This is a genomic window from Lysobacter sp. Root983, from assembly GCF_001429345.1.
Lineage (GTDB): Bacteria > Pseudomonadota > Gammaproteobacteria > Xanthomonadales > Xanthomonadaceae > Lysobacter.
This window is the reverse complement of the sequence record NZ_LMJO01000012.1, coordinates 729112-755581: the sequence shown is the minus strand read 5'-3', so window position 1 is coordinate 755581 and position 26470 is coordinate 729112. Positions and strand designations below refer to the sequence as shown.

The 26470-nt window shown below is 66.8% G+C and carries 24 protein-coding genes; 4 read left to right on the top strand and 20 right to left on the bottom strand.

Going from position 1 to position 26470, the window contains the following annotated elements; translation table 11 throughout:
• Position 1 precedes the first annotated feature (1 nt).
• The 13 genes from ASE43_RS10790 to ASE43_RS10730 form a co-directional block, all read right to left on the bottom strand.
• A complete protein-coding gene (locus ASE43_RS10790; protein ID WP_057160446.1) occupies positions 2-700 on the bottom strand; it encodes a nucleotidyltransferase family protein in 699 nt (232 codons plus the stop codon).
• Positions 697-1281 (bottom strand): D-sedoheptulose 7-phosphate isomerase, encoded by a 585-nt coding sequence (locus ASE43_RS10785; protein WP_304438368.1) that lies wholly within the window; start codon positions 1279-1281, stop codon positions 697-699. Before ASE43_RS10785 ends, ASE43_RS10790 begins: the two co-directional genes overlap by 4 nt.
• Complete coding sequence (locus tag ASE43_RS10780; protein ID WP_235567215.1) at positions 1278-2318, bottom strand: dehydrogenase; 1041 nt, start codon at positions 2316-2318, stop codon at positions 1278-1280. The genes ASE43_RS10785 and ASE43_RS10780 overlap by 4 nt, the downstream gene beginning before the upstream one ends.
• On the bottom strand, positions 2315-3052 hold the full coding sequence (locus tag ASE43_RS22575; protein ID WP_057160445.1) for a class I SAM-dependent methyltransferase: 738 nt from the start codon (positions 3050-3052) through the stop codon (positions 2315-2317). Before ASE43_RS22575 ends, ASE43_RS10780 begins: the two co-directional genes overlap by 4 nt.
• A gap of 47 nt (positions 3053-3099) precedes the next feature.
• Positions 3100-4179: an FG-GAP-like repeat-containing protein gene (locus ASE43_RS10770; RefSeq protein WP_057160444.1), complete on the bottom strand. Its 1080-nt coding sequence runs from the start codon at positions 4177-4179 to the stop codon at positions 3100-3102.
• Between the two features lie 94 nt (positions 4180-4273).
• Positions 4274-7546 (bottom strand): glycosyltransferase, encoded by a 3273-nt coding sequence (locus tag ASE43_RS10765; protein WP_057160443.1) that lies wholly within the window; start codon positions 7544-7546, stop codon positions 4274-4276.
• Positions 7547-7906: 360 nt separating this feature from the next.
• A complete protein-coding gene (locus ASE43_RS10760) occupies positions 7907-8812 on the bottom strand; it encodes an NAD-dependent epimerase/dehydratase family protein (protein WP_057160442.1) in 906 nt (301 codons plus the stop codon).
• 10 nt (positions 8813-8822) lie between these two features.
• On the bottom strand, positions 8823-11018 hold the full coding sequence (locus tag ASE43_RS10755) for a glycosyltransferase (RefSeq protein WP_057160441.1): 2196 nt from the start codon (positions 11016-11018) through the stop codon (positions 8823-8825).
• A gap of 1 nt (position 11019) precedes the next feature.
• A complete protein-coding gene (locus tag ASE43_RS10750) occupies positions 11020-12138 on the bottom strand; it encodes a class I SAM-dependent methyltransferase (protein WP_235568693.1) in 1119 nt (372 codons plus the stop codon).
• Between the two features lie 207 nt (positions 12139-12345).
• Positions 12346-13812 carry an ABC transporter ATP-binding protein gene (locus ASE43_RS10745; RefSeq protein ID WP_056178896.1) on the bottom strand — a complete coding sequence of 489 codons (1467 nt, stop codon included), beginning with the start codon at positions 13810-13812 and terminating at the stop codon, positions 12346-12348.
• Positions 13802-14653, bottom strand: coding sequence for an ABC transporter permease (locus tag ASE43_RS10740; RefSeq protein WP_056178894.1), 852 nt, complete (start codon positions 14651-14653; stop codon positions 13802-13804). The genes ASE43_RS10745 and ASE43_RS10740 overlap by 11 nt, the downstream gene beginning before the upstream one ends.
• Positions 14654-14744: 91 nt before the next feature.
• Complete coding sequence (locus ASE43_RS10735) at positions 14745-15335, bottom strand: class I SAM-dependent methyltransferase (protein ID WP_057160439.1); 591 nt, start codon at positions 15333-15335, stop codon at positions 14745-14747.
• 206 nt (positions 15336-15541) lie between these two features.
• Positions 15542-16720, bottom strand: coding sequence for a cystathionine gamma-synthase (locus ASE43_RS10730; protein ID WP_057160438.1), 1179 nt, complete (start codon positions 16718-16720; stop codon positions 15542-15544).
• Positions 16721-16772: 52 nt separating this feature from the next.
• Between ASE43_RS10730 and ASE43_RS10725 the strand changes: the two genes are divergently transcribed.
• Complete coding sequence (locus ASE43_RS10725) at positions 16773-17789, top strand: hypothetical protein (RefSeq protein ID WP_157499848.1); 1017 nt, start codon at positions 16773-16775, stop codon at positions 17787-17789.
• 10 nt (positions 17790-17799) lie between these two features.
• Here ASE43_RS10725 and ASE43_RS10720 read toward each other — a convergent pair whose 3' ends face one another.
• From ASE43_RS10720 to ASE43_RS10700, 5 genes are all read right to left on the bottom strand, one after another.
• The gene (locus ASE43_RS10720; protein ID WP_057160436.1) at positions 17800-18744 is read right to left on the bottom strand and encodes a 2OG-Fe(II) oxygenase; all 945 of its coding nucleotides are present in this window, start codon (positions 18742-18744) and stop codon (positions 17800-17802) included.
• Positions 18741-20111: a pyridoxal-phosphate dependent enzyme gene (locus ASE43_RS10715; RefSeq protein WP_056178880.1), complete on the bottom strand. Its 1371-nt coding sequence runs from the start codon at positions 20109-20111 to the stop codon at positions 18741-18743. Before ASE43_RS10715 ends, ASE43_RS10720 begins: the two co-directional genes overlap by 4 nt.
• Before the next feature lie 229 nt (positions 20112-20340).
• Positions 20341-20559: a YdcH family protein gene (locus tag ASE43_RS10710; protein WP_056178877.1), complete on the bottom strand. Its 219-nt coding sequence runs from the start codon at positions 20557-20559 to the stop codon at positions 20341-20343.
• Between the two features lie 331 nt (positions 20560-20890).
• The gene (locus ASE43_RS10705; RefSeq protein ID WP_056178873.1) at positions 20891-21781 is read right to left on the bottom strand and encodes an OmpA family protein; all 891 of its coding nucleotides are present in this window, start codon (positions 21779-21781) and stop codon (positions 20891-20893) included.
• Complete coding sequence (locus tag ASE43_RS10700) at positions 21778-22173, bottom strand: DUF4398 domain-containing protein (RefSeq protein WP_057160435.1); 396 nt, start codon at positions 22171-22173, stop codon at positions 21778-21780. The genes ASE43_RS10705 and ASE43_RS10700 overlap by 4 nt, the downstream gene beginning before the upstream one ends.
• 94 nt (positions 22174-22267) lie before the next feature.
• On the opposite strand from ASE43_RS10700, the gene ASE43_RS10695 reads away from it, so the two are divergent.
• The 3 genes from ASE43_RS10695 to ASE43_RS10685 all read left to right on the top strand — a co-directional run bounded on the left by ASE43_RS10695 (position 22268) and on the right by ASE43_RS10685 (position 24444).
• Positions 22268-23380, top strand: a complete 1113-nt coding sequence (locus tag ASE43_RS10695; protein WP_056178868.1) for a PilT/PilU family type 4a pilus ATPase — start codon at positions 22268-22270, stop codon at positions 23378-23380.
• Positions 23381-23538: 158 nt separating this feature from the next.
• Positions 23539-23670, top strand: coding sequence for a hypothetical protein (locus ASE43_RS22825; RefSeq protein ID WP_255356377.1), 132 nt, complete (start codon positions 23539-23541; stop codon positions 23668-23670).
• Positions 23671-23799: 129 nt separating this feature from the next.
• On the top strand, positions 23800-24444 hold the full coding sequence (locus tag ASE43_RS10685; RefSeq protein ID WP_057160433.1) for a hypothetical protein: 645 nt from the start codon (positions 23800-23802) through the stop codon (positions 24442-24444).
• Between the two features lie 10 nt (positions 24445-24454).
• Here the strand turns inward: ASE43_RS10685 and maiA are convergent, their stop codons facing one another.
• Complete coding sequence (gene maiA, locus ASE43_RS10680) at positions 24455-25117, bottom strand: maleylacetoacetate isomerase (RefSeq protein ID WP_056178858.1); 663 nt, start codon at positions 25115-25117, stop codon at positions 24455-24457.
• Between the two features lie 96 nt (positions 25118-25213).
• On the bottom strand, positions 25214-26203 hold the full coding sequence (locus ASE43_RS10675) for a fumarylacetoacetate hydrolase family protein (protein WP_057160432.1): 990 nt from the start codon (positions 26201-26203) through the stop codon (positions 25214-25216).
• Between the last annotated feature and the right edge of the window lie 267 nt (positions 26204-26470).

Here is a 26470-nt window from a genome sequence, read left to right as displayed (position 1 = left end):
GTCAGTGGATCGCCGACAGCAGGGTCTGCGCGCGCGCGTAGTCCTCGGGCGTGCCGATGTCGATGAAATCCGTATTGGTCGGCAATGCCAGAAACTCGCGGCGGCTCACCGCATCGCGCAGGTACTCGGTCTCGAACGAGAAACGCTCGCGGTCCGGAAACTCGCGCACGATGTCCGTCGGCAGCACATAGCAGCCGGCGTTGATCAGCCCGGGACCGCCGCTGGCGTCCTTCTCGAGGAAACCGGTGATGCGCCCCTGGTTATCCACCTCCAACTTGCCGTAGCGCGCGGTGTCTTCGACCTCGCGGGCGACGATCACGGGCAGGCCGCGGCGCGCCCACAGCGCGTCGGTTTCGGCGGTTTCCACGGCCAGATAGGTGTCGCCGTTGAGTACGTAGACGTGGCCATCGTCGCAGTGGGCCATCGCCTCGCGTATCGCGCCGCCGGTGCCCAGCGGCTCGTTCTCGACCGCGTAGGCCAGCGGCACGCCGCGGAACGCATCGCCGAAATGGGCGACGATGGTGTCCGACAGATAGCCTACCGACAGCACGATGCGCTGGAAGCCGTTGCCGACCAGGTGGCTCAGCAACAGCTCCAGGAACGGCCGCCCGGCGATGCGCGCCATCGGCTTGGGAACGTCGCTGACCACGCTGCGCAGACGCGTGCCGAAACCGCCCGCCAGGACGATCGCTTGCTTCACGCGGGCTTACCGAAAATCGCGCTCTCGACCAGGCCGGTGATGATGTGGCCCAGCACCGCGTGCCCCTGCTGGATTTCGGCGGTGTCGGTGGCAGGCGTGCGCAGCAGGATGTCGCACAGCTCGGGCATGTCGCCGCCGCCGCTGCCGGTCAGGCCGATGCAGAACAGGCCGCGCTCGCGCGCTTCGCGCAGACCGGCCAGCACGTTCGGCGAACGGCCCGAGGTGGAGTATGCGATGAAGACATCGCCGCTGCGGCCCAGCGCCTGGATCTGGCGCGAGAACAGCTTCTCGTAGCCGTAGTCGTTGCCGATCGCGGTGAGGATCGAGGTGTCGGTGGTCAGCGCGATCGCCGGCAAACCGGGGCGGTCGAAGGCGAAACGGCTGACGAACTCGGCTGCGATGTGCTGGGCGTCGGCGGCGCTGCCGCCGTTGCCGGCCAGCAGGAGCTTGCCGCCCGAGTTCAGCGTCTCGATGCACTTGGCCGCGCAGGCTTCCAGCTGCTGCTGCGTGGTCTGGTCGTCGGCGAGGGCGCGCATGACCTGCACGGCGCGCTCGAGCTTCTCGATGATCTGTTGTTTCACTCGATTCTCCAGGCTTGCGTGCCATTCTTGGTGAAGTGGCAGTTGCTGACTTGGCCGTCGAAGGCCTTCAGCGCTCGGATCACTTCCATGCGTCGATCCGGCTTGACGAAAAACATCATGAAGCCGCCGCCGCCGGCGCCGGACACCTTGCCCGCCAGCGCGCCAGCGCCGACAGCCGCTTCGTAGATCGCCTCGATCTTCGGCGTCGATACCGAACTGGCGGTGCTCTTCTTGCTTTCCCAGCCCAGACGCATCGAACTGACCATCTCGCCGAAGCTGCCCTTGAGCAGGGCGACCTTCATGCTTTGCGCCTCTTCCTTCAGCCGATGCATGGCCTCGATCGTGCCGGAATCCTTGTCGCGCACGTTGTCGCTCTGATCGGCGATGATCTTCGCCGACTCGCGCGACACCCCCGAGTAGTACAGCAGCAGCGAGGCTTCCAACTCGCACAGCACCCAGTTCTTGATCCGCAATGGGTTCACGATCACGCGATCGTTCTCGTAGAACTCCATGAAGTTGAAGCCGCCGAAGGTGGCCGAATACTGATCCTGCTTGCCGCCCTTGAGGCCGCAATCGACGCGCTCGATCTTGTAGGCCATGTGAGCGATCGCGTAGTCGTCCAGCGGCAGGCCCAGCAGCTCGGCGAACGCACGGATCATCACCACGACCAGCGTCGACGAAGAGCCCAGGCCGGAACCGATCGGCGAATCGCAGAACGTGGTCAGCTCGACGGCCAGCGGCTCGCCGTTGTTGTAGCGGGCGACGATCTCGTTGTAGACCGCCTTGTGCAGCTGCAGGCCGTCGCGCAGCTCGTATGACGGCTGCAGCGGCAGATCGGCCGATTGCTGCTGATCGCTGGCCACGAAGCGGACGTTCGGGCCTTCCATCGGCTTGATCACCGCATACGCATAACGGTCGATCGTCGCATTGAGCACATAACCGCCGTACGTATCGCAGTACGGAGAAACGTCCGTGCCGCCACCGGCCAAGCCGAGGCGCAGGGGCGCGCGGGCTCGGATGATAGCGTTGCGGTTCACAACGGCTCGTCGTTCTGGAAGGGCGCGGCGCCCTGGTTCGAGTTCTTCATCGACTGCATGTCCTGTCGATACTGATTGAAATGGATGCGCAGTTCGCGATCGTCCAGGGTGGCCGGGCGCTGCCAACGGCCGCGCGCCTCCACTTCCGCCGCAGGGCGCTTGCGCAGCACCAACTCGATACCGCATTCGCCGACCGGAGTGAGGGTTTGGTCGAAGCGCGGAAGATCGAAGCGATAGGTCGAGGACAGCTGCTCGATGCGGACGATCTCGGCCTCCGCGCCCAGGTCGCGGGCGAGGTCGACCAGGTTGATCGAGCGATCGGACCAGGACTGCGGCTTGTACGCGGTGAAGGTCCACTTATGGTCGCGATTGAACGTGCTCGGGAAGACGCCCTGCTCGTAGAGGTCCTCGTCGGGCACGGTAAGCACCAGGTAGCCGCCCGGCTTCAGCACGCGGAACCAGTTCTTGAGCCCTTCGCGCGGATCGGTCAGGTGCTCCAGACAATGGCTGCTGTGCACGAAATCGTAGCTGCCGTCGCCCGCGCTCTGCAGGTGCTGGGCGTCGCCGTCCTCCCAATCCCAGGTCTTCACGCCGGTCATGCGCGAGAACATGCCGACGTAGAGCGCCAGCGGATCGGGCTTGCCGCCGATATCGATGCCTTCGCCGACGAAATACCGATTGCTGAAGTTCGGATCCGACAGTCGGCGGGCGATCGATTTGCTGCATTCTTTCATGGTGCGATCCTAGTCACGCGATACGTTGCCGGGCCAGGCCCGAACCTTCACTTCGGCGAGCGCGCCGCGTCGGCCTTGGCCACCAGCCCCGTCGGCACCGGCGCCCATTCGCCGCCGATGGACGGTAGCTCACGATCCGTGATCGCTCCGTTCGCGGCAAGCAGCCATGCGCCGACCTGGCCGGTCTTCGGGTTGTGCCACAGCAGGTCGGCGTAGCCGTTGCCGTCGACGTCCAGCGCGGCGACGAAACGCCAGTCGCCGGTGGCCTGACGGGTGAACGCGATCTGCTTACCCGGATCGGCCGAGCTCCAGCCTTGCAGACGACCGTCCGAGGCGCGCCACAACAGATCGTCGCCGGCCTGCCCGTCGAACTTGCCGGCGGCCACCAGGCTCCAGTCGCCGCCCGTGTAGGTGATGGCCCGGGCGCTCTTGAGCTTGGCGCCATCCAGCAGCCACAGGCTCGCGGACGAACCGTCGTCCTTGATCCAGAACAGGTCGCCGCGACCGTCGCCGTCGAAATCGCCGACTTGCGCGGCCGACCAGCCGGTGCCGACGTTGCCGATCAGCGCCTGTTCCTGGACCTTGCCGTCGCGCAGCGTCCAGACCGCGACGCCGCCGTCGCGACCCAGCCACACCACATCGTCGAAGCCGTCTTGATTCACGTCGGTGAATGCCACGACCTGCCAGCTCGCGTCCGCGGCGGGAAGGATCTCCGCGGCCGGCTCGGGGCTAGCGGCGGAAAGCTTCCACAGCCGGACCTCGCCCGTCGCCTTCATGCGCCATGCGGCCAGATCGTTGCCGCCCCAGGCGCGCGACATGTAGCCCAGCGCGCTCCACTCCGGCGCGACCGCCCAGGTTTCCAGGGGCGCCATGGCGGTCTTGCCGTCGAAACGCCAGCGCCGGTTCTCGCCCGTCGCGCCGTTGCGCCACAGCAAGGTCACCGGACCGACGCTGGCTTGCGCCGCATCGGTCGTCGTCGGCGTCGCCGTGGACGCCGGCGCGCCAGCCGCGGGTTCGACGCTGGCCGCCGGGGGCGCCGCGTCCTTGCCGGACTTCGGTTCGGTAAGCCACCAAATCCCCGCAAGCGCGGCGATCGTCAGCAACACCACCAGGATCCCTTTCTTCATTGGAACATTCCTTCTTCGAGTGCGCGGGGCGCCGAGCGCCGCCTAGCCTTATAGACCATCAAGCTTGAAGCCCGTGCGAATGGGCCCGGTCGGATCAACGCGCCGCCTTGGTGGCGATGCAAAGAATCTGTTCCTGTCCGAGGTATGCGAACTTGGGCGACCAGTAGAACAACAACCGCGCGTCGGCGAACCCCGCCGCGCGCATCTGCTCAAGCACCTGCAGACCGAAGTACTGGAAGCACAAAGCCCCACCGTCGGGATCGACGGGATTGCAGTGATACTCGGGCTCCATCAGGTGCACGAGCTCGCCGTCGCCATCGATACGCGCCCGGATCACGTTCCGGTCCAGCATCTTGTGATTGCCGTCCAGCGCGAAAGGCGCGGCCCACAGCATCGAGCCGCCCGGGCGCAGAATGCGGGCGCACTCGGCGAAGGCCTTGGCGGGATCGGGCACGTGCTCCATCACGTCGAACGAAAGCACGAAATCGAAACTCGCGTCCGGCCAGGTCAAGGCCATGATGTCTTCGTTGCGCAGCCCGCCCAGCTCCTCGCCCGGCGGCACCTTGTCGGCGAAGTATTCGCTGCCCTTGGCGTTCGGGAACTGCTCGTGCAGCCAGCGGTACAGCGGCGTGGTCTGCTCGGTGATATAGACCCGCGCTTCCGGCTCGGGCTTCAGCTCCGAGCGGAACGCGTGGATCGCCGCGCGGATCCGGTTCGTGAAGCCGCACTTCGCGCAAACCAGATGCTCGCGCCAATTCGGCATCGGCCCGCCGTCGGACCGCGTGCCGCAGGAATACAGGAAGCTGACGTCGAACGCGGAAGGACGATCGCAGACAGCGCAATGACCGTCGGCCAGGAACGAATCGACGCGCTCGGGAATCAGAGCTTCTTCCGCGGCAACGCGCTTGGGATATTCCCCGATCGCCTCGGCGTGATAACGGGCGTACTCGGCGGGCGTGGACACGGCCACGGCCGGGAACGCCGGCGGATCGCCCGCGACCATGCTCATGAACTCATCGATGCGCTTCAGGCCCGCGTCGAGCGAATAGGTATCGGCCACGAAATCCAGCCCAGCCTGACTCAGTCGGTTCCACAGCGCCTCGTCGTTGTACAGACGCACCACTTGGTCGGCGAACGCCTCCGGCTCGTCGGCGACCAGCACATGCTGCTCGTCGACCACGCGCATGCCCTCCACCGCCACCGACGTGGCGACCGAAGGCACGCCGAAGCTCAGGCTCGTGCCGAGCTTGCCCTTGATGCCGGCGCCGTAGCGTAGCGGCGCGATGCTCATGCGGATGCCGTTGAACCACGGCTTGAGATCTTCGACGTAGCCGACCACGTTGACGCCCGGAATCTCGCCCAGAGCGAACACTTCTTCCGAAGGCGAATTGCCCAGCAGATGCACCTTCGCATCCGGAAGTCGGGCGCGGACCATCGGCCACACCTGCTCGCAGAAGTAGGTGACGGCGTCGACGTTGGGAAGGTGCGGGAAGCCGCCAATGAACAGAATGTCCTTGCGCGAGGCGTAGTCGCCGGTGCGCCCCGGGATATCGACGAACATCAGCGGCACGTGATGAATGTTCGAGTTCGGCAGCTCCTTCGACAGGATCGCCAGTTCGTGATCGCTCATCACGATGCTGTGATCGCAGCGCCGAATGACCTCCAACTCGCGCTCCTTCCAACGCAGCGCGGCCTGCATCTTCTCCTCCGAGCCCTCGATCTCGGCCTGGCGGATATCGCGCAGGTAATGCAGATCGGAGGTGTTGAGGATGATCTTGGCCCGGCTGGCGTGCTGCCGGATGATGTCGAGATAGGGCTCCACGACGGGCGCGCGGCAAAGCAGCGCGTAGTCGTACAGGTGGCCGTCCGCGATCAGGTGCGCCTCGATGGACGGCACGTCGTCGCGGCCCAGACAGGTCACGCCGACGTTCTGCAGCTGCTGCGTGTAGTGACCCAGCTTGACCAGATCGCTGGGAATGAAGGTCACGTCGTAGCCGATGTCGACCAGGATCTTCATCAGGTAGAACGCGGTGATCGAGCCGGCGTCGCAATCCGGCCTCGGCGTGTACATGTCGATGAAGAGCAGCTTGCCGCGACTGTTGTTGGCGGCCTCGACGATCGCCTCGGTTTCCGGCGCGAGATAGGGCAGCACTTCGACCGGCCGGCTCAGACCACGACCGTGCAACAAGGGATAGATGAGGTTGAGCTGGCGGACGGTGTCGCGAACCAGGCGCAAGCCGCCGCGACGATACACCGCGACGGCCTTGCTCATCACCGCCGACCAGCCGCCGGAGTGATCGCGCACCCGGCGCAGGGTCGTGATCGCGTTGGACAGCTTGCTCAGCGCGCCGCCGCCGGCGGCGGCCTGCGCAACCACGACATGCTCGCCCGACGGCTGCATCGTGGCCTCGGATTCCGGCGCGCGCGCCGGCTCCGGGGTGTGCTCGTTCACGCCAGAGGCGCCATTCCAGCTGAACGCGTACGGGAGCTTGGAGTAACTCGCGTGGCCGTTGGCGAACACGCGTGCGCGATATTCCTTGAGCAACTCGTTGGCTTCGCCGACGTTCGCCGCGGTCAAGCGCGGGCTATGCCGCGAAAACACGTTCTCGTCGTTGAGATTGTTGCCGCTGAAATGCACGAAACGCAGGGGCAAGCCGTTGGACAGCCAGCCGTCGCCCGATCTTTCGATCTTGCGCTGCCACAGATTCCAGTAAGCCACGTTGTAGCCGGGGTGATGCAGGATATGCGTCTTGGCGATGAAGGAGGGCAGCAGATCCGCCCACTTCTGATCCACGAACAGTCCGTTCGGAATATCGATGACGCACTGGCTCTCGAGCCGCCGCGCCCACCAGCGCACGATATCCAGCACGCGCGGGGTGCGGTTGAAGGCGACGAAGCCCAGATTGTAGATGCCCAGCTGCAGCATCTTGATGTCGTCGATATCGACGTTCTCGGCGGGATTCAGCACGTGCGGCGTCAGCACGGCGTCCGCGCCCGCATCCATGGCGTCCTGCAACTCCTTCAGCGGGCCGACCACGATAATGTCGGGGTCGAGATACGCCACGCGCTGCTCGTCGCGCTTGCTGAACAGATAATCGAACACATACGGCTTGATCGACGTATTGAGCTCGGTGATGTTGTAGCGGGCGATCATTCCGGCCAGATCCGGAATATCCAATTGATCCAGCTCGATGATCTCGAACGGCTCGTTCGCGCGATCGATCATTCCGTCGACGCGATCGCACAGGGCGACATAGAAGGTCGCGTCCGGGTGGTGTTCGCGCACGGAGTCGAACAACGTACGCGCATAGGCGAGGAAGTTCTTCGAGCAGATCGTGAAAAAGGTAAGTTGGGCAGTATCTTTCATATCGACAACATCGGATCCAGAGCGGGATAGTCCATAAATTCGGCGCCGCAGGCGTTGAGCTCCTTGCGCACCGACCCCATCGCTAATCGTTAGACCGCGCCGTAGCGGCCGCAGCGCCGAGAAACCACCCGGCACACGAAAGCCACCTTTTGCGTGGGTGCCGATACCCGAGCGCCCGGCGTCCAATCGCAGGCGTTGTTCGAATGCTGCTTCATGCCCTGTATTCCTTGAAGTCCACTACAGATTTTATAGCTATTAACAAGTCTTTAATACGTCTCAAGTGGGTCTTTAGTACGCATCGGCTCGCGCCCTCCCCGCAGCGCGGGAATCGGTTCAGGAAGGTCGAGTTCCAAGCTCGGCTCAACCGCCCTCACGCCAGGTGCGCGCCAAGCCTTCCTCCAGATCGATCCGCGGGCGCCAACCGAAACGTGCGCCGGCCGCGGCGATATCCAGCACGATGCCGCGCACATCGAAACCTTGCGCGGGCAAGTACTCCACGTTCATGGTCTTGCCCGCGACCCGCTCCGCCGCCGAGCGCACATCGTTGAGGCTATGGCCGATTCCGCTGCCGACGTTGTACACGCCGCACTCCGCCCCGTTCACCGCCTGCGAGACCAGGGACACCAGATCGTCGATATAGAGGTAATCGCGGACCGCGCTTCCGTCGCCCCAGATCTGCAGCGGGGCGTCGTCGTGCAGGCAGGACAGGACCTTGGCGATGAACCCCTGGCGTCCCGATGCGGCCTGACGCGGCCCATAGGGGTTGGACGGCCGCAGGATCAACGGGTCCAGCTCGCCCAGGCGGTGGTACATCAGCAAGTACTGCTCGATCGCCGTCTTCACCACGCCGTAGGAGGAGACCGGCCGCAGCGGATGCGTCTCTTCCACGGGCAGGCTATCGGGATTGCCGTAGACGGTACCGCCGGAGGAGAAGAACACGATGCGGCGCAGACCGCGGCTGCGCATCGCGCCCAGCAGGCGCAAGGTATCGACCAGATTGGTCGATACGTCGTAGACCGGATTGGCGTTGGAAGTGAACGGCACCGTGGTGCTGGCCAGGTGCAGGACCACGTCGCAATCCGCCAGCATCTCGCCCAACACGGTTTCGTCGGCATGCGAGGCGCAGCGATAGTTCACGCCGCTCCAATCCACGTCGTCGCGCGCAGGCCGGGGATCGAGCACCGAAACCGCGTGGCCCGCGGCGCGTAAGCCCTCGACCAGGTGCGAGCCGATGAAGCCGTTGCCGCCAATCAATAAAGTCCGCATGTCGCTCCTCTCACGCCAAACCGAAGTGCTCGCGCAGATGCGCGGCGTAGTTCGATGCGGCGACTGACGTTTCTTCCTTCAGCGGATACAACCGCGCGGCCAACGCCTGCGCCGCGACCACTTCGTCGTAATGCCGCTGCAGGTCTAACGCCGCGGTTACGCTGGAGGTGTGGCGGCGATGGCGATTCAGGGCGCGCGGCTCGAAATGGATACGCCCCAACGCTAGCAGGCGCAGATAGACGATCCAGTCGCCGGCAACGCGATAGGACACGATCTCGTCCTCGTGCTCGCTCAGCACCCGCAGCAACGCCTCGCGCCGGAACACGGCGGCGCTGACGTTCGGCACGGTGTTCTTGATCGCCAGCCCGGCGATCGCCTCCTCGGCGCCGGTGGCGGTGTAGGCCGAGCGCCAACGATCCCGGGACAGGTCGTCGGTGTAGCCGGTGTAGTCGGCCGCGATCACGACGCCGTCGGCATCGATCGCCTCTGACTGGCAATAGGCCATGACCAGGCTGGTATCGGCACGCAGCGCGCCCACCAAAGACTCGACCATTTCCGGCCGGGCCTCGTCGTCGGCCTCCGCGATCCAGACGAACTCGCCGGTCGCGCGCCGCGCACCCGCCAGCCACTGGCGGAACACCGAACCCGAGTTGCGCTCGTTGCGCACGATCATCGGCTCCGGGTGATAGGAGCCCCTGCGCGCCTGCACCACCGCGACGCTGTCGTCGGAAGACGCGTCGTCCAGCACCAGGATCTCGGTCAGCGGCAGCGTCTGCGCGGACAGCGTGGCCAGCCTGTGCGGAAGATAATGGGCGTAGTTGTAGTTGGGCACGATGGCCGACACCCGCGGCGCCGGCACCTCGCAGAGCTCCAACAGGTCCTGGGCGTAACGGCGGAAGGAGTACTCCGTGTCCACCATATCCCGGCCCGCGCGTGCGTAGCGCGCGCGCAGCTCGCCGTCCCTGCAGATGCGCAGCAACGCTTGCGCGTAGGCGTCGACATCGAACGCCCTTACCGTCAGGCCGGCGCGGTCGGCCACCAGATCGGCTCCGCCGCCGGTGCCCTCGAACGCGACCACCGGCGTACCTACCGACAGGCTTTCCAGCACCACCGACGGGAACGGGTCTTCGCGCGAGGGAAGCGCATACACGTCGGCACCGGCGTAATAGTCGTCGGTGTCGAAGTCGAGCCCGACGAAGTGGAAGCGAGAAGCGATGCCCGCTTCCTCCAGCATCCGATCGACATCCTGCTTCACTTCGTCCTCGTGGTTTCCCACCCAGACGACATGCAGGTTCGGCTCGCTGCGGTAGGCGATGGCGGCCGCGCGCGCGAGCAGGTCCAGGCCCTTGCGCAGATCGCCGAAGCCCACCGCCAGCACCACCACCGCCTGCTCGGAGACGCCGAGCTTCCGGCGCAGATTCGCGCGCGGCTCCGACAGGTCGTCCAAACCGCGATAGCGGCTGCGCGTGAACAAGCCCTGCGGCCGCAGGATCAACTTGCCGGCCAGCGCTTCGGGCGGCACCAGTCCGTCGACGCCCTTGCGTACCGCTTCGGACGAGATCACGACGCGATCGCTGGCGTCCACCAGGTCCAACAACGCCTGACCCAAGCCGTACTTGGCGATGATGCCCGGCAGCTCGTGTATCAACGAGACCACGCGCAGCCCGGCTTCGCGGAACGGCGCGATGACGAGACCCGGTACGGTGGTATTGGCGATCACCGCCTGCACGCCCTGCTCGCGCAGGCGCACGGCGAAGGCGCGGAGCTCGGCCTGATCCATTTGATACAGGCGATGCAGCGGCGCGATCGCCTCGAACTCGGGCTCGAGGAGGCCGCCGTTCTGCATCAGGACTTCCACGTCCTGATGCATGCGCTGCAGTTCGCGAACCAGATTCAGCGCCAAGTACTGCGCGCCATGCGGATTGGCGTCGTGCGAAATCAAGGCCAGTTTGGCGCGCAACGGCACAGCCGGCGCCGCCACGGAAAGCGGTGCCGGATCGTCGGTGGCCGCGATGGCCGCGAGCTCCGCGACCGAGCCATCGGAAACCTGCTGATCCCACCGCCGGTAGGCGTGCGTGCCCGACAGCACGGGCGCGAAGCCGCGAAAGATCAGCTGTTTCAACTTCAGCCGCATGGCCCAGGACAAGGGCAAGGCGTGATACACCTTGCGCAGAGACCTGCCGATCAGGGCCTTGAGCGAGGCCATGCTATTTTCCCTTGAGCTTCGTCGAGAGCCAGCGCATGGGCGCGGCCAGTCTCCAACTGAACGAAGCCATGATCGCGCGCACTTGCTCGTCGCGCGCGCGCAAGCGCGTCTCGCGATCCTGCAACGCGGTTTCGAGATTCGTGCGAACCGTCTCGTTGGTGGCGTTGGCCGAGCGCAGGGCCGTCACCTCGGTGGACAACTGGGCCGCCTGCAGACGCGTGACGGCCAGATCCTTGGACAGCTGGGACATCTGCTCGCGAACCACGGTCAGACCTTCGGGCAGTTGTACCGCCCGGTCGCGGACGAGGGCGGCGCCTTCCTGCAGCCCCTCGGCCGCGGCGCCGGATTGGGCCAAGCGCTGACGGGTCTCGAGCAGGACTTCGTCGACGCGCTGTTCGGCGGCCTCGATGCGTTGATCGGCGCAGATGCGGCTGCCGAGCGCATCGAACAGTCGCAGCACGGTCACCTCGCTGTCCGTGCCGCGCAGCGCGGCCAGATCCAGCAGGGACTGCGGCTGCTGCGGCCCCACCAGCAGAACGCCCAGACCGTGCGAATGCACGAACTCGAAGCTCGGATAGCGTTGGCTCAACTCGGACCACAACCGCCAGACGCCGAAGTTACGCTCGCGCACCATGGTGTCGTGGAACAGCACGATGCCGCGCGTCGACATCTTCGGCAACCAGTTCTCGAAATCCTCGCGCACCGCTTCGTAAGTGTGCAGACCATCGATATGCAGCACATCGACGCTGCCGTCGGCGAAGTAGCCGCGGGCCTCGTCGAAGGTCATGCGCATCAAGGCCGAGAAGCCGCCGTACTGCTCCTGGTTGTACTGCCAGAGCGTGTTGAACACTTCGTCGCCATAGAAGCCCGAGTGCTCGTCGCCGGTCCAGATGTCGACGGCGAAACAGCGCGTGTCCAGGCCGCAGTGACGAACGGCCTGACAGAACCCCAGGTAGGAGGTGCCATGGTGGCTGCCCAGCTCGACCAGCATGCGGGGCTTGGCTTCCTCGACCAGCCAGAAGGCGAACGGAAGATGCCCCGTCCACGCGCTGGGCGGAACATGCAACGCCGGCAAGGACATGGCGGCGTTGAGCTTCAAACGCGGTGTACCCGTACTCATGCTTGTACCTTCGATTCGCATAGGGGCGACGTATCGAGAGCGGTCTCAGCCCCGGTTTCGCCGACTCGCGGTCTGCTTTGGTAAAGACGGAGACTCAAGTTCAACACTCCGGGGCTTCAGGTGTAGGGGAGAAAATCGATTCGCATCGGCCGACGGATATCGCGGCGAGCGGCTCGATCGATCGCGGTGGCGAGGGATGCGATCGGATCAGATCGGCGTCCCGGAGGCATGCGCCGAATCGGCGGCCTCGGCCACGTCCGATACCGAAAGCTCGATCGCGCGGAAGGGAATCCCGACCAGCCCGGTCGAACGCGTGTCCGTGGTGGAATCGAGCACGAGCGCATCATAAACCCAAACGGTTTGCACATGATTTAGGTAAGTTCCGTCTGCCAACGCTGCGTCTATCGTGTAGCGGCCAGGCTGCAAGAAAGGCACGCGGAACTCGAAAATCGCGCGCACTTGCCGGCCCGCTTCGACCGCCTTCGCGGGTTCGCCGTCCCTATAGGTGTTGGTGCCGAACAGATGCTGGCCGAGGCGATCCTTCAGCATGAAGCCGATGACCGGGCTGGGGATGCGGCGATTGGCCGTCGCCTCGATGATCAGGCGCACGATCTGGCCGCCCTCAAGCAGGCTCAGGCCGCGACCTTCGGCGTTTTCCAACCGTATCGAGGTCATCGTCGCGCCGCCGTCGCCGAAGCTTTGCGCATCCGGATCGAAGCGGAAAACGCGCATGCTGCTTCGATCCAGACTCGGATCGAACGCATCGGGATCGGCGGCATCGATGGCGGCGACGTCCTGGGCGGCGTCGGTCTGGCTCGCCTCGTCGCCATCCGACGCCGCGGCGACCGCGATCGCGGCCGGCTTGGACGGATCGGGACGATGGCCGTAGACGCTGGCGTTGTAGGCCTCGCAGACCTCCTTCGCCGGGCCGTCCATCACCACCTGGCCGCCATCCAGCCACAGCGCGCGATCGCACAGCATCGTCACCGCGCCGGCATCGTGGCTGACGAACAGCACGGTGCCGCGTTTCTGGAAGTCGCGCAGGAAGCGCATGCACTTCTGGCCGAAGAACACGTCGCCCACCGACAGGGCTTCGTCGATGATGAGGATGTCCGCATCGGCGTGAGCGATCACCGCGAACGCGAGACGCACGTACATGCCGCTGGAGTAGGTCTTGACCGGTTGCTCGATGAATTCGCCGATATCGGCGAAAGCGACGATGTCGTCGTACTTGGAGGCGATCTCCTGTTCGCTCATGCCCAGGATCGCGCCGTTCATGTAGACGTTCTCGCGCCCGGTGAACTCGGGATTGAAACCGCTTCCGAGCTCCAGCAACGCGCCGACGCGCCCGGAAATCGCCACATCGCCGCTGGTGGGCGACAAGGTGCCGCATACGATCTGCAACAAGGTCGACTTGCCCGAACCGTTGCGGCCGACGATGCCGACGGTCTCGCCGCGGGCGACGGTCATGGAAAGGCCGCGCAGCGCCCAGAACTCGCGGAAATACGCGCGCGGCTTCAGGCCGGCCATGCGGTCCAAGCGCGGCAGCAGCGCCTGCTTCAGGCGATCCTGCGGCCGTTCGTAGATTTGATAGCACTTGCCGACGTCGGACACGACGATGGCGCGCTCCGGCGCGGCGTCGGCGATGTCCGTCAGCTGCGTGTCAGAGGACATCGGCGAACCCTCGGCGCGACTTCTGGAACCACCAGTAGCCGAACGCCATGAACACCAACGCGAACGAGTAGTAGCGGATCAGCATCGCGGCGTCCGGCGCGGTGCCCGCGAACAAGGCCGCGCGGCTCTGCTCGATGGCCACCGTGATCGGATTCATATAGACCCAGCGATGGTATTTTTCCGGCAGCGACGCGATCGGATAGAACACGGGCGCCAGGAACATCAGTACCGTCGAGATCACGCCGGTCATCTGCCCGATGTCGCGGATGAACACGCCCAGGGCGGCCAGCAGCCAGGAGATGCCCAGCGCGAACAGCACCAAGGGCAGCAAGATCACCGGCAACCACAAGGTCGCCAACGTGATGGAACCCTCGAACACGAGCTTGGCCGCGAGCAGGATCGCCAGGCTCGCCAGCGCATGAAACACGGCCGAGCCGACCAGGCTCCAGCCCAACGTTTCCAGCGGGAACACCACCTTCTTGACGTAGTTGGCGTTCTGCACGATCAGAGCCGGCGCCCGGGTCAGGGCCTCGGCGATGATGCCGTGCGCGATCACGCCGACGAAAAGCAACAGCGCGAACTGGGTCTTGCTCTGCCCCGCCATAGCGCCGGGCCACTTCGCCGAAAACACCACCGAGAACACGAAGGTGTAGACCGCCAGCATCAGCACGGGATACAGGAACGACCAGGCCACACCCATTACCGAGCCGCGATAGCGGCCCAGCACTTCGCGACGGATCAACTGCCCGATCAGCCTGCGCTCGCGCCAGAAGCCAGCGAACATGCTGACCGGCCCGGCCTTCGGCGGAAGATGCGCGTTCACCAGATGGCCGTAACTCATGTCGGCCGCACGCCTGCCGGCAGCGCGCGCGGCTGCGCCGAGCGGGCGATGCTCGCGCGGGTTCGGTAATCGGAATCTGACATGGGCACGGTCATGCGCTCTTGTGGAGGCGGTACGCGAATCGCATCGCGGCCTGGAACGCGCGGGTCCTGAGGCCGACGCGTTGCTTGCGGAACACGCCGACGGTGTCGCCCCAGTCCTGGCTGTGCGGATCGGGATGGTTGCGCTCCCAGTCCGTGCTCACTTCCAGCAGGTCGCAGGCGCCGTACTTGGCCAGGGCGCGGTAACCGTCCGGGTAGAACCGCCAGCAATCTTGCGGGTAGCGGTGCTCGGGGCCGCGTGAAGGCGCGATCAGGAAGATCCGGCCGCCCGGCTTGAGCACCCGCACCATTTCCAGCCAGCTCATCCAGAAGTACTCGACGTGCTCGAAAGCCTGGCCGGAGATCACCAGGTCGACCGAGCCGGAGGCGAACGGCAGGCGGTAAGGCGAGGTCAGCACGACGTCGACGCCGGGGCCGGCCTCCAGGTCGATGCCGGTGTAGGACCACTTGGGCTGACGGAAGAGGGTGCGGTAAGAGCCGTTGACGTCGTAGGAGCCGATGTCCACGACCGAAAGCGACTGCTGCGGGTCCAGGTGGCGGGTCACCAGATCCTGCATGTGTTCGTACGAACTGTGGTGCACTTAGACGCTCCAGGTGGCCGCTCGCGCGCGGCGAACGGGCATGGCGGGGGAAATTCGATTGGGCTGGGTGGGAGCCGCGCGCACGCGGCTTTCCTGCCTGTCCGCGGCCACGAATCGCGGCGCGGAAAATGGAGCGGACCCGTCGGATCGCGATACGGAGCGAACGCGCGCAGCGGCGCTGGCGTTGCGCTCCGTCGCGATCGGCGTCAAGCCAGCGCGCCTTCTAGCTCGGCGCGCAGATCCGCCAGATCCTCCACGCCCACGCTCAGGCGCACCAGGTTGTCGGCGATGCCCAGCGCGGCGCGGCGGTCGGGCGGAATCGAGGCGTGGGTCATCACGGCCGGGTGGTTGATCAGGCTTTCCACGCCGCCCAGGGATTCGGCGATCGCGAACAGTTCGCAGCGCTCCATCATCCGGCGCGCGCCGTCCATGCCGCCCTTGACCAGGATGCTGACCATGCCGCCGAAGCCGTGCATCTGGCGCTTGGCCAGCTCGTGCTGCGGGTGCGAGCTCAGGCCCGGGTAGATCACCTTCTCCACCGACGGGTGCGACTGCAGCCACTCGGCCAGCGCCTGCGCGTTCTCGCAGTGCGCCTTCATGCGCAGGTGCAGGGTCTTCAGGCCGCGCAGGGCGAGGAAGCTGTCGAACGGGCCCTGCACGCCGCCGATGGCGTTCTGCAGGAAGGTCATCTGCTCGGCGATGCCGGCGTCGTCGCCGACCACCACCATGCCGCCGACGATGTCGGAGTGGCCGTTGAGGTACTTGGTCGCCGAGTGCATGACCAGGTGCGCGCCCAATTCGAGCGGGCGCTGCAGGATCGGCGAGCTGAAGGTGTTGTCCACCACCACGATCAAGCCGCGCTTGCGCGCGATCTCGGCGATGCGGGCCACGTCCACCAGCTTCAGCAGCGGGTTGGTCGGGGTTTCGATCCAGACCAGCTTGGTCTCGGGACGGATCGCGGCCTCGAAGGCGGCGATGTCGCTGAGGTCGACCCAGCTGAAGTCCAGGCCCGCCGAGCGTCGGCGCACGCGCTCGAACAAGCGGTAGGTGCCGCCGTAGACATCGTCCATCGCGATCACGTGGCTACCGGAGTCCAGCAGTTCCAGGATCGTCGAGGTCGCGGCCAGGCCGGAGGCGAAGGCGTAGCCGTGGCTGCCGCCTTCCAGGCCGGCGACGCAACGCTCGTAGGCGAAGCGGGTCGGGTTGTGGCTGCGCGAGTACTCGAAACCCTGGTGCACGCCCGGGCTGCTCTGGGCATAGGTCGAGGTCGCGTAAATCGGGGTCATCACCGCGCCCGTGGTCGGGTCGGGGGACTGGCCTGCGTGGATCGCGAGGGTGCCCAGTCCGGGCTTGTGCGCCCCGCCATCCGGCTTTCGTTCAGTCATTGCGTTCTTCCGCTTCGGCTAGCATGCGCAAACGCGAATTCTACCATCGCCCATGAGTCCGACCCGGCGCCTGCCACCCGACTTCAGTCACAGTGCAGCCTATCCATTGTTCGCCTTCGACGCGGCAGCGGGGCGCGGCTGGGTGCTGCATTTCGAGCCCGCCGACTACCGCCGCGCGAGCTTCCTGGACCAGCGCGCCCTGCACCATCGCAACATCCGCGGCTGGGAGCTGCCGCTGGCCGAAATCGAGGCCGCGCTGGCGCCGCCGCCGGCAACGGCGCCCCTGCACTGGATTTTCCATATAGGACATTGCGGCTCCAGTTTGGTCAGCCGCTTGCTGGATACGCTAGATCCGGTATTGGGGCTGCGCGAGCCCCTGCCCCTGCTGAGCCTGGCCCAGGCCCCCGACGACCCCGCCACGCAGGCTTGGCAGGGCCCGGTGCTGCGCCTGCTGAACCGGCGATTCGCCGACGATCAGGTCGTGCTGATCAAGCCGACCAGCACCGTGACCACCCTCGCCGCGCGGCTGCTGGCGCGGGTACCGGGGCGCGCCTGCCTGCTGTGGATCGACCTGCGCAGCTGGCTGGCGACGATGTTGCGCGACGACGGCCTGCGCGACGGCAGCCTGGCCGGCGAGACCCTGCGCCTGGCCGAGTTCGGCCGCGACGGCCTGCCCGCCGCGGCCGGCGACGGCGCCCGCCTGGCCCGGCTATGGCTGGCCGAACAACTGCGCTGGCGCCGCTTGAACGCGGACCCGGCCCTGGCCGGCCGCCTGATCGATCTGGATTTCGCGGCCGTGCTGGCCGACCCGGCCGCGCGCACCGCCGAACTGGCCACGCACTACGGCCTGGCTGTGCCGGCGGACTGGGCCGCGCGGATCGCGGCCTCGCGCCTGCTGGATCGCTACGCCAAGGACCACAACCAGGCCTATGACGCCGCCGCGCGCGAACGCGAGCTGGCGGCGGCGGCGCGCGCGCATGCGGCGCAGATCGAGGCCGGCCTGGCCTGGGCGGAAAGCGCGCTGGCCGGCTTGGACGCGGAGAGTCTGCGACCGCGACTGGGCCTCTGAGCGCGGACGCTCAGGCCAGAAACGTCGTCATCGCGTAGCGGGTGCCGCTGCGTACCGGCAGCACCTCGTGCAGCAGCGAACACGAGAACACCAGCGCCGAGCCGGTCGCCGGCGAGAACAAATGCGGGCCGAATTCGGGATAGCGGAATTCGCCGCCGGCGTAGGCGCCGGCATTGAGGTTCACCGACAAGGCGAAGCGGCGGTAAGCCACGTCGGGCGTTTCGTTGTCGCGATGGGCGCGGAAATAGCCCGCATCCTGCGGATAGGCCAGCAGCTTGAACGGATCGCGCCGGCTTACGTTGAACTGATAGACGCGCGCGATCTCGGGCAGCGCGCGGCGCAGCAGGCGTTCGTGCATGCGCGCGTCCAGGGCTGGATCGCGCGGAAAACTTTCGCGGCGCTGCTTGACCGTGGGATCGAGCTGGAAACGCTGCGCGCCGTCCTCCAGCACCATCACGCCGGAGGCGTCGCCGCCGCCGCAGTCGACGTCGAGATGGCGGATCAGCTCGGCGCACAGCTCGGCTTCGAACACGTCGGGAATTTGCAGCACCGGCGCGATGCGCCAGGTCTGCGCCGGCGTCAGCGCGCTTTCGATCGCGGCCGGCGCAGGCGGCGCGGCGGCCGGCAGCGCGCTCGCGGCCTGCAAACGCAGGTTGGCGTCGGCTAGCCACAAGGTGTCCGCGCCCAGGCCGGCCAGCCAACGCGGATCGGTCGCGAACGCGCGCCAGCCGGCGGGCGGATTCGGGTAGACGTCCGCGCCCAGGCACAGCGCCAGCACCCCCGCCGGCGGCGCCGGCAGGGCCGCGGCGAGCGCGGCCTGGGAGGGTGCGGCCAGCCACAGCGGCGCGCCGGCGAACTCGGCGTGCAGGGTCTGGGCCTGGCCGGCGCCGTCGCGCAGCAACACGTCGGGCAGGCGGTCGCCCGGCAGCCAGCGTTCGGCCGCCGCCGCGGTCACTGCACGCGCCGCCGCAGGAAGTTGAGCAGGTCGATGCGGGTGATCAGGCCGAGGAAGCGCTCGCCGTCCATGACGATGGCGACGTGGCCGCGGTCGAACACCGGCAGCAGCGACTCGATCGGATCGGACACCGGGATCTTGTCGAGCTTGCTGACCATCGCGGTCGAAACCGGATCGCGGAAGCGCGACTCGTCGCCGTACACGTGCAGCAGCACGTCGCTCTCGTCGACGATGCCGACGATGTGCTCGCCGTCCATCACCGGCAGCTGCGAGACGTCGTACAGCTTCATGCGCTGGTAGGCGGTGACCAGCAGGTCGTTGGGGCCCACCACCACGGTGTCGCGCTGCGAGTACGGGCGCAGGATCAGGTCGCGCAGATCGCCGTGGCTTTCGCGCTGTATGAAGCCGTTGTCCAGCATCCAGTAGTCGTTGTACATCTTCGACAGATACTTGTTGCCGGTGTCGCAGACGAACACCAGCACGCGCTTGGGCTGGGTCTGTTCGCGGCAGTACTTCAGCGCCGCGGCCAGCAGGGTGCCGGTGGAGGAGCCGCCGAGGATGCCTTCCTTCTCCAGCAGCTCGCGCGCGGTCAGGAAGCTTTCCTTGTCGCTGATCGCGTAGGCCTGCTTGACCCGGGTGAAGTCGGAGATCGGCGGCAGGAAATCCTCGCCGATGCCCTCGACCATCCAGCTCGCCGACTTGTCCGAGAGCGTGCCGCGGTTGATGTATTCCTCGAGGATGGAACCGACCGGATCGGCCAGCACCAGCTCGGTGTTCGGCGACAGCTTGGCGAAGGCGCGCGACAGGCCGGTCATGGTGCCCGAGCTGCCGCAGCCGAACACGATCGCGTCGAGCTGGCCGCCCATCTGTTCGAGGATTTCCGGCGCCGTGCCGAACTCGTGCGCGGCCGGATTGTCGGGATTGCCGAACTGGTTGATGAAGTAGGCGCCGGGGGTTTCGCGCGCGATGCGCTCGGCCAGGTCCTGGTAGTAGTCGGGATGGCCCTTGGCCACGTCCGAACGGGTCAGCACCACCTGCGCGCCCATGGCCTTGAGGTTGAAGATCTTCTCGCGGCTCATCTTGTCGGGCACCACCAGCAGCAGCTTGTAACCCTTCTGCTGCGCGACCAGGGCCAGGCCGATGCCGGTGTTGCCGGCGGTGCCTTCGACCAGGGTGTCGCCGGGCTTGATCTTGCCGGCCTTCTCCGCCGCTTCGATCATCGACAGGCCGATGCGGTCCTTGATCGAGCCGCCGGGGTTCTGCGATTCCAGCTTGAGGTAGAGCTCGCACACGCCGGTGTCCAGGCGCTGGGCTTTGACGATCGGAGTCTGACCGATCAGTTCGAGTACGGATTGATGGATGGCCATGCGGTTACGCGGCTTCTGCGAGGCCGCGTTCGGCGCGGCGGGACCCGGCCATTCTAGCGGGGCGCCGCGCTTCGCGGCCGCGCTGGGCGCGCGATCGGGCCGCCCGCGGGCGCGGAGGCGATGAGGGAACGTGTCGGGAATACGGGCCGGCGATGGTCACGGTCCGTCCGGTAGCCGCGGGCGGTGGCGGCCGACGAGGATGGCCGCCACCGCCCGCGCTGAAGAAGATTCAGTGAGGTTGCGTGTCGTACAACTGGGTCAATCGGTCTTTCGCCGCCAGCTTCTCGCGCTTCATCTGCGCCAGGGTGACATCGTCGATCGGCAGCACGCCGAGCTCGGCGTCCATCACCTTCTTGTCGAGTTCCTTATGGCGCTGGTAGAGCTGTTTGAACTCGGGGCTGCTCTTGATCAGGGCGTCGATTTCGGGCTGCGGTCGTTCTTCGAACATGAAAGCCTCCTTCAGCAGAAAAGCAAACGCCCCGGCCTAATGACCAGGGCGTCGCGGGGGGTCCGTGAGGGGCGCCAGGCGGGGCGCGGCGCCGGCCTCATACAGGCCGGCCACCGACATGCTTGCGGTGGCGGGTTCCTGCAGATGGTGGGCTTGCGTCATCGGCCTGGCTCTTCGCCAAGCGGAAATCCGGCCGCTTGGGTATTCGACCCTACTCCTCCTTTTCGGGGTCGGCAAGGCCGACGGTCGCATTCGACAGGATCGGCATCGGGCCCGCGCCAAGGCGGTGCCTTTGGCGCGGGCTCAAGCAACAAATAACTGATTTTTAAGATTATTTATCCGATACCACGACATCGACGCGGTCGCCCTTGCCGCTGCGGCCGCTGCTTTGGATCTTGCTCTTGGCCACGCCGCCGGCGACCAGGGCATCGCGTACCGCGTCGGCGCGGCGCTGAGCCAGCTTGGCGTCGCCGGCCTGGGCCTCGACCTTGACCGAACCGGAGGGACCGGCCTGGACGTAGGCGGCCAGGGTCCGCACCTGCCCGGCCGCGGCGCCGCCCAGGGCGGCCTTGCCGGCGCCGAAGGCATCGCGGTTCAAGGCGAACACTTCGCCGCGTGCGTCGCGCTTGGACGCGGGCAGCTTGCCGCCGGCCATCAGCTCGGCTTCCTGGCGCGCCAGCGCCGCCTCGCGCTCGCGCGCGGCGTTGAGCTTGGCGGTCTGGGCGTCGCCGACCGTGGCCAGGGCCGCGTCGGCGTCCTGGATCGCCAGCGCATCGGCGGCGGCCTGGGCACGCAGGCGCTCGGCCTCCTCGGCCTGCATCTGCGCCTGCAGGCGCAGGCGTTCGGCCTCGGCGCGCGCGCGTTCGGCGTCGCGGCGGCTGGCCTCGACCAGCAGGTCGCTGCGCTCGCGGTCGAGACGGTCGACCTCGCGCTGCGCGGCCTGGCTGCGCGCCGCGATCTCGGCGATCTGGACCCGGCGCTCGGCCACGTAGAAGGCGCCGTCGCGGTCGCGGCGGCTGGCCTCGGCCAGGGCTTGCACGGCCTGACGCGCCTGCAGGCGTTCGTAGGCGCCGAAGCCGTTGAGGCCGGGATCGGCGTCGACCGCGGTCAGACGGCGCGACAGCCGCGCCACGTCCGGGTCCTCGGCGGCGTGCGCGGCCGGCATTGCGGCGGCCAGCGCGGTCGCCAGCAGGGTGCAGCTGAGCAGATGGCGCAGGCTCATCGGTCGTCTCCGGTCTGCAGGCGGCGGCGCAAGTCGGCGATCTCGGCGCGGCGCTGGGCCAGCTCGGCGTTGATCACCGCGTCGCGGCTCTTAGCGGCGGCGAGGTCGCCGTCGGCGGCGGCGGCCGCGGCCAGGCGACGGGCGTCGTCCTCGCGGCCGCGCGACATCGCGCCCTGGGCCTGGCCCAGCGCATTGCGCGCGGCGGCCAGGTCCTGCGGCGCGTACTGGTCGGCATCGGCGCCGTCGGCGCGCGTGACCGCCTGCTGGGCGGCGGCCAGCTCCGAGGTCGGCGGCGGCAGCGTGGCGCATGCGCTCAGCGCGGAAGCGAGAACTAGTGCCAGCGCCACGGTGCGCATCTGTGAGAAGCTGATTCGTGCGAAGCTTGCGTTCATAGGGGATGCCGTTGCGTAAGGAGTGCGCTCGGCCATTGTCGGAAGCCGGCGGCGTGCTTGCAACGGTACGTCGTCGTTAACAAGGGGTGTGTGCATGGACATCGGCTATTTCCTGAAGCTGATGACGGAAAAGAACGCGTCGGACATGTTCCTGACCACCGGGGCGCCGGTTTATATCAAGGTCGAGGGCAGACTGTACCCGCTTGGCAACACCGGGTTGCCCCCGGGCATGGTCAAGAAGATCGCCTATTCGCTGATGGACGAGGGCCAAGTACCGCAGTTCGAGCGCGACCTGGAGCTGAACATGGCTCTGGCGCTGCCCGACGCGGGCCGGTTCCGCATCAACGTGTTCAAGCAGCGCGGCGAAGTCGGCATGGTGATCCGCGCCATCCGCAGCATCATTCCCAGCATCGAGGAACTGCAGCTGCCGCAGGTGCTCAAGGAGATCATCATGGCCCCGCGCGGCCTGGTGCTCATCGTGGGCAGTACCGGCTCCGGCAAGTCGACGACGCTGGCGTCGATGATCGACCACCGCAACAGCAATACCTCGGGCCATATCCTCACCATCGAGGATCCGATCGAGTATCTGCACAAGCACAAGAAGTCGATCGTCAACCAGCGCGAAGTCGGCCTGGACACCCACGCTTTCCACAACGCGCTCAAGAACGCGATGCGAGAAGCGCCGGACGTGATCCTGATCGGCGAAATCCTGGACGCGACCACGATGGAGGCGGCGATCGCCTTCGCCGAAACCGGTCACCTGTGCCTGGCGACGCTGCACTCCAACAACGCCGACCAGACCCTGGAACGCATCCTCAACTTCTTCAACGAGTCGGCGCATAAGAACGTGCTGATGAACCTGGCCTTGAACCTCAAGGCGGTGGTGTCACAGCGCCTGGTGGTCGGCACCGACGGCCGCCGCTTGCCAGCCGCCGAGATCCTGATCAACACCCCGCACGTGCGCGACCTGATGCGCCGTGGCCAGGTGCACGAGATCAAGCAGGCGATGGAAGAGTCGCTGGAAGAAGGCATGGAGTCGTTCGACCAGTGCCTGTTCCGCCTCTACAAGGAAGGCCGGATCGAGATGGAGGAGGCGCTCAAGGCGGCCGACTCGCGCGACGGCCTGGCGCTCAAGTTCCGCCTCTCCGAGGGCGGCGCCGAGCACGATCCTTACGCGGACATGTACGACGCCAACGCCGCGCATTGAGCGCGGCGCGGTCCGCCCCCGCTCCGATGAGCAGCGGCATCCGGCTGCACCGATACTGGTTTCCTACCCGTATCGGTTTCGGCATCGGTTTCGGCGCGACCGCATGGACCGAGCAAGACGCGCGCAGGTTCTTGCGATCGGCCGTGCCGTATATCGGCATGACCACCTTGGGCCCGCCTATCGTCGACATCGATATCCGCGATCTGGACCCGCGACACGTGCTCCCGAACATCGGTGTGTGCAGCGTGCGCGGCGTCTGGTATCCGAATGTTCCGTCGCCGGGCACCTGAGCGGACGCGCGCCCTCAACGCCAGAGCTGAAGCACCGCCAGGGTCGCAAGGGGCCGACTGCGCGATGTCGCGCGCAAGAACGTACGATGAGCCAAGTCCGCGACACGGCATCCACCGGCAGGAGCAGGCATGAGCACTCGCACGATCGCGGCCGTCGCCGTCTGCCTCACGCTGGCGATTTCGGCCTACCTGGGGCTGCCGCTGCTGATGCGCCCGGCCGCGGTCGTGCCAGCGCCCATTCTTGAACCAGCCGGCGATGAAGCCCGCGCACCTTCGCTCGAAGGACTGCAGCCGATTCCGCTGACGCGACAACTCGCTTCGGAAAACGACCTCGCCGTGCTTTCGCTCGTGCTCAAGGATCTATGCAAGGGACAGAGCAAACCCCTGCTGCTTCACGACGTGCCCGACGAACTTGCGCACGAGCGCAAGCAACTGGATTCGACTCAATTCCCACCAGGGATCGACCGTGTCTGCGCGCTCGTGAGGATCGAACCGTCCGCGAAGCTGGACGCCGCGCTCGCCGGCAAGCCTCCCTGCCCGGAAAGCGAAAAATCGGCGCTACCGCTATGGCGTTGTTTTCACCGCCATTACCCCGAAGCGCACGGAACCCTGCGCATGGGCCTGCCCGTCTACTACCGTCGCGACGAGCTGATCGCCACCGTCGACACCGGAATCGGCTGCGGCCCGCTGTGCGGCGAGGGCCAACGATTCGTGCTCGCCCATCGGGCAGGCGCATGGAAGCTGTTGGCGGTACAAGGCACCTGGATCGCCTGACCCGCCCCGCTCACTCCGGCGGCCGGTCCGGCTGATTCTCCGGCCGCGCCGCATCGAACGCGGGCAGCTCCAAACAAGCCTGCTCGATCCGCACGATGGTCGGGAAATCGTCCAGCGGCACGCCGAAACGGCGGGCGTTGTAGACCTGCGGCACCAGGCAGCAGTCGGCCAGGGTCGGGGTGTCGCCTTCGCAGTAGCGCCCGGTGGCCGGATGGTCGGTCAGGGTGGCCTCGATCGCGCTGAAGCCTTCGCGCACCCAGTGCTTGATCCAGTCCTCGCGCTCCGGATGCGGCACGCTCCAGGTGCGGTCGAAGTACTGCAGCACGCGCAGGTTGTTGAGCGGATGGATGTCGCAGGCGATGGTCTGGGCCAGCGCGCGCACGCGTTGGCGGTCGCGCGCGGTGGCGGGCAGCAGGGACGGCTGCGGCCAGGTCTCGTCCAGGTATTCCAGGATCGCGATCGACTGCCGCATCTTGCGGCTGCCGTGCTCCAGCACCGGCACCAGGCCCAGCGGATTGATCTCGCGATAGGCCTCGCTGTGCTGCTCGCCGCCGTTGCGGACCAGATGCACGGGCACGGTCTCGTACGCCAGGCCCTTGAGATTGAGGCCGATGCGCACCCGATAGGACGCGCTCGACCGCCAGTACGAATACAGCCTGAGTTGCTCGCCCACTGCCTGTCCCTGGATCTGCCGTCGTGCCTGGTCGATCGCCACCTTAGCCGGTGGCCGGCGCGCCGGGGATACCTCTCGTCCGGCGCGCCGCTGCCGTCAGGCGGAAGCCTGCCGCTCGATGCGCTGCTCGATCGCGCCAAAGATACTGCGCCCGTCGGCGTCCAGCATCTCGATGCGCACGGTGTCGCCGAACTTCATGAACGGGGTCAGGGGCTTGCCGTGCTCCAGGGTCTCGACCGTGCGGCGCTCGGCGAAGCAGGACGCGCCCAGCGAGGTGTCCTCGTTGGCGACGGTGCCGGAGCCGACGATGGTGCCCGCCGACAGCGGCCGGGTCTTGGCCGCATGCGCAACCAGTTGGGCGAAGTTGAACTGCATGTCGATGCCGGCCTCGGGCGCGCCGAACCACTCGCCGTTGATGTGGGTGAGCAGCGGGCGATGGACCTTGCTGTCCTGCCAGGCCTCGCCCAGCTCGTCCGGGGTCACGAACACCGGGCTCAGCGCCGAGCGCGGCTTGGACTGCAGGAAGCCGAAGCCCTTGGCCAGCTCGTTCGGGATCAGGTTGCGCAGCGAGACGTCGTTGACCAGGCCGATCAACTGGATATGGGCGGCGGCCTGCTCCGGCGTGGCCGCCATCGGCACGTCGTCGGTCACGATCACCACCTCGGCTTCCAGGTCGATGCCGTAGTCCTCGCTGACCACGCGCACCGGATCGCGCGGGCCGTAGAAGCCGGCGCTGACCGCCTGGTACATCAGCGGGTCGACGTAGAAGCTCTCCGGCACCTCGGCGCCGCGCGCGCGGCGCACGCGCTCGACATGCGGCAGGTAGGCGCTGCCGTCGACGAATTCGTAGGCGCGCGGCAGCGGCGAGGCCAGGGCGGCGCAGTCCAGATCGAACGCGCCCTCGGCGCTGCCAGCGTTGAGCGCGTCGGACAGGGCGTTCAAGCGCGGCGCGGCGTTGGACCAGTCCTCCAGCGCGCGCTGCAGGGTGTCGGCGATGCCGCTGGCGCGCACGGCGCGGGTCAGATCGCGGGAGACGACGATCAGCGTGCCGTCGCGGCCGCCTTCCTTCAGGGAACCGAGCTTCATCCAGACCTCAAATTGCAGGGCGCCGCAGCGCGATAGTTTCAATTGTAACCGAATCGTCGCGGGCAACAGACCCGCGCGGATCGGTCCTCACCCTACCGGGCCTGCGCGTCGGCGGCGAGTCGGGGCGAGGCGCGTTGCATGGACGGGTTCCCGAAGCTCGCGTCGCGGCCGTTTGGCGCGACGATGCGGTTCGCCTTCGGCTCACCCCATCCTACGCAGCGTGGCGGCTGAGCCGCAAAAACAAAAACCCGCCGGAGGGCGGGTTTC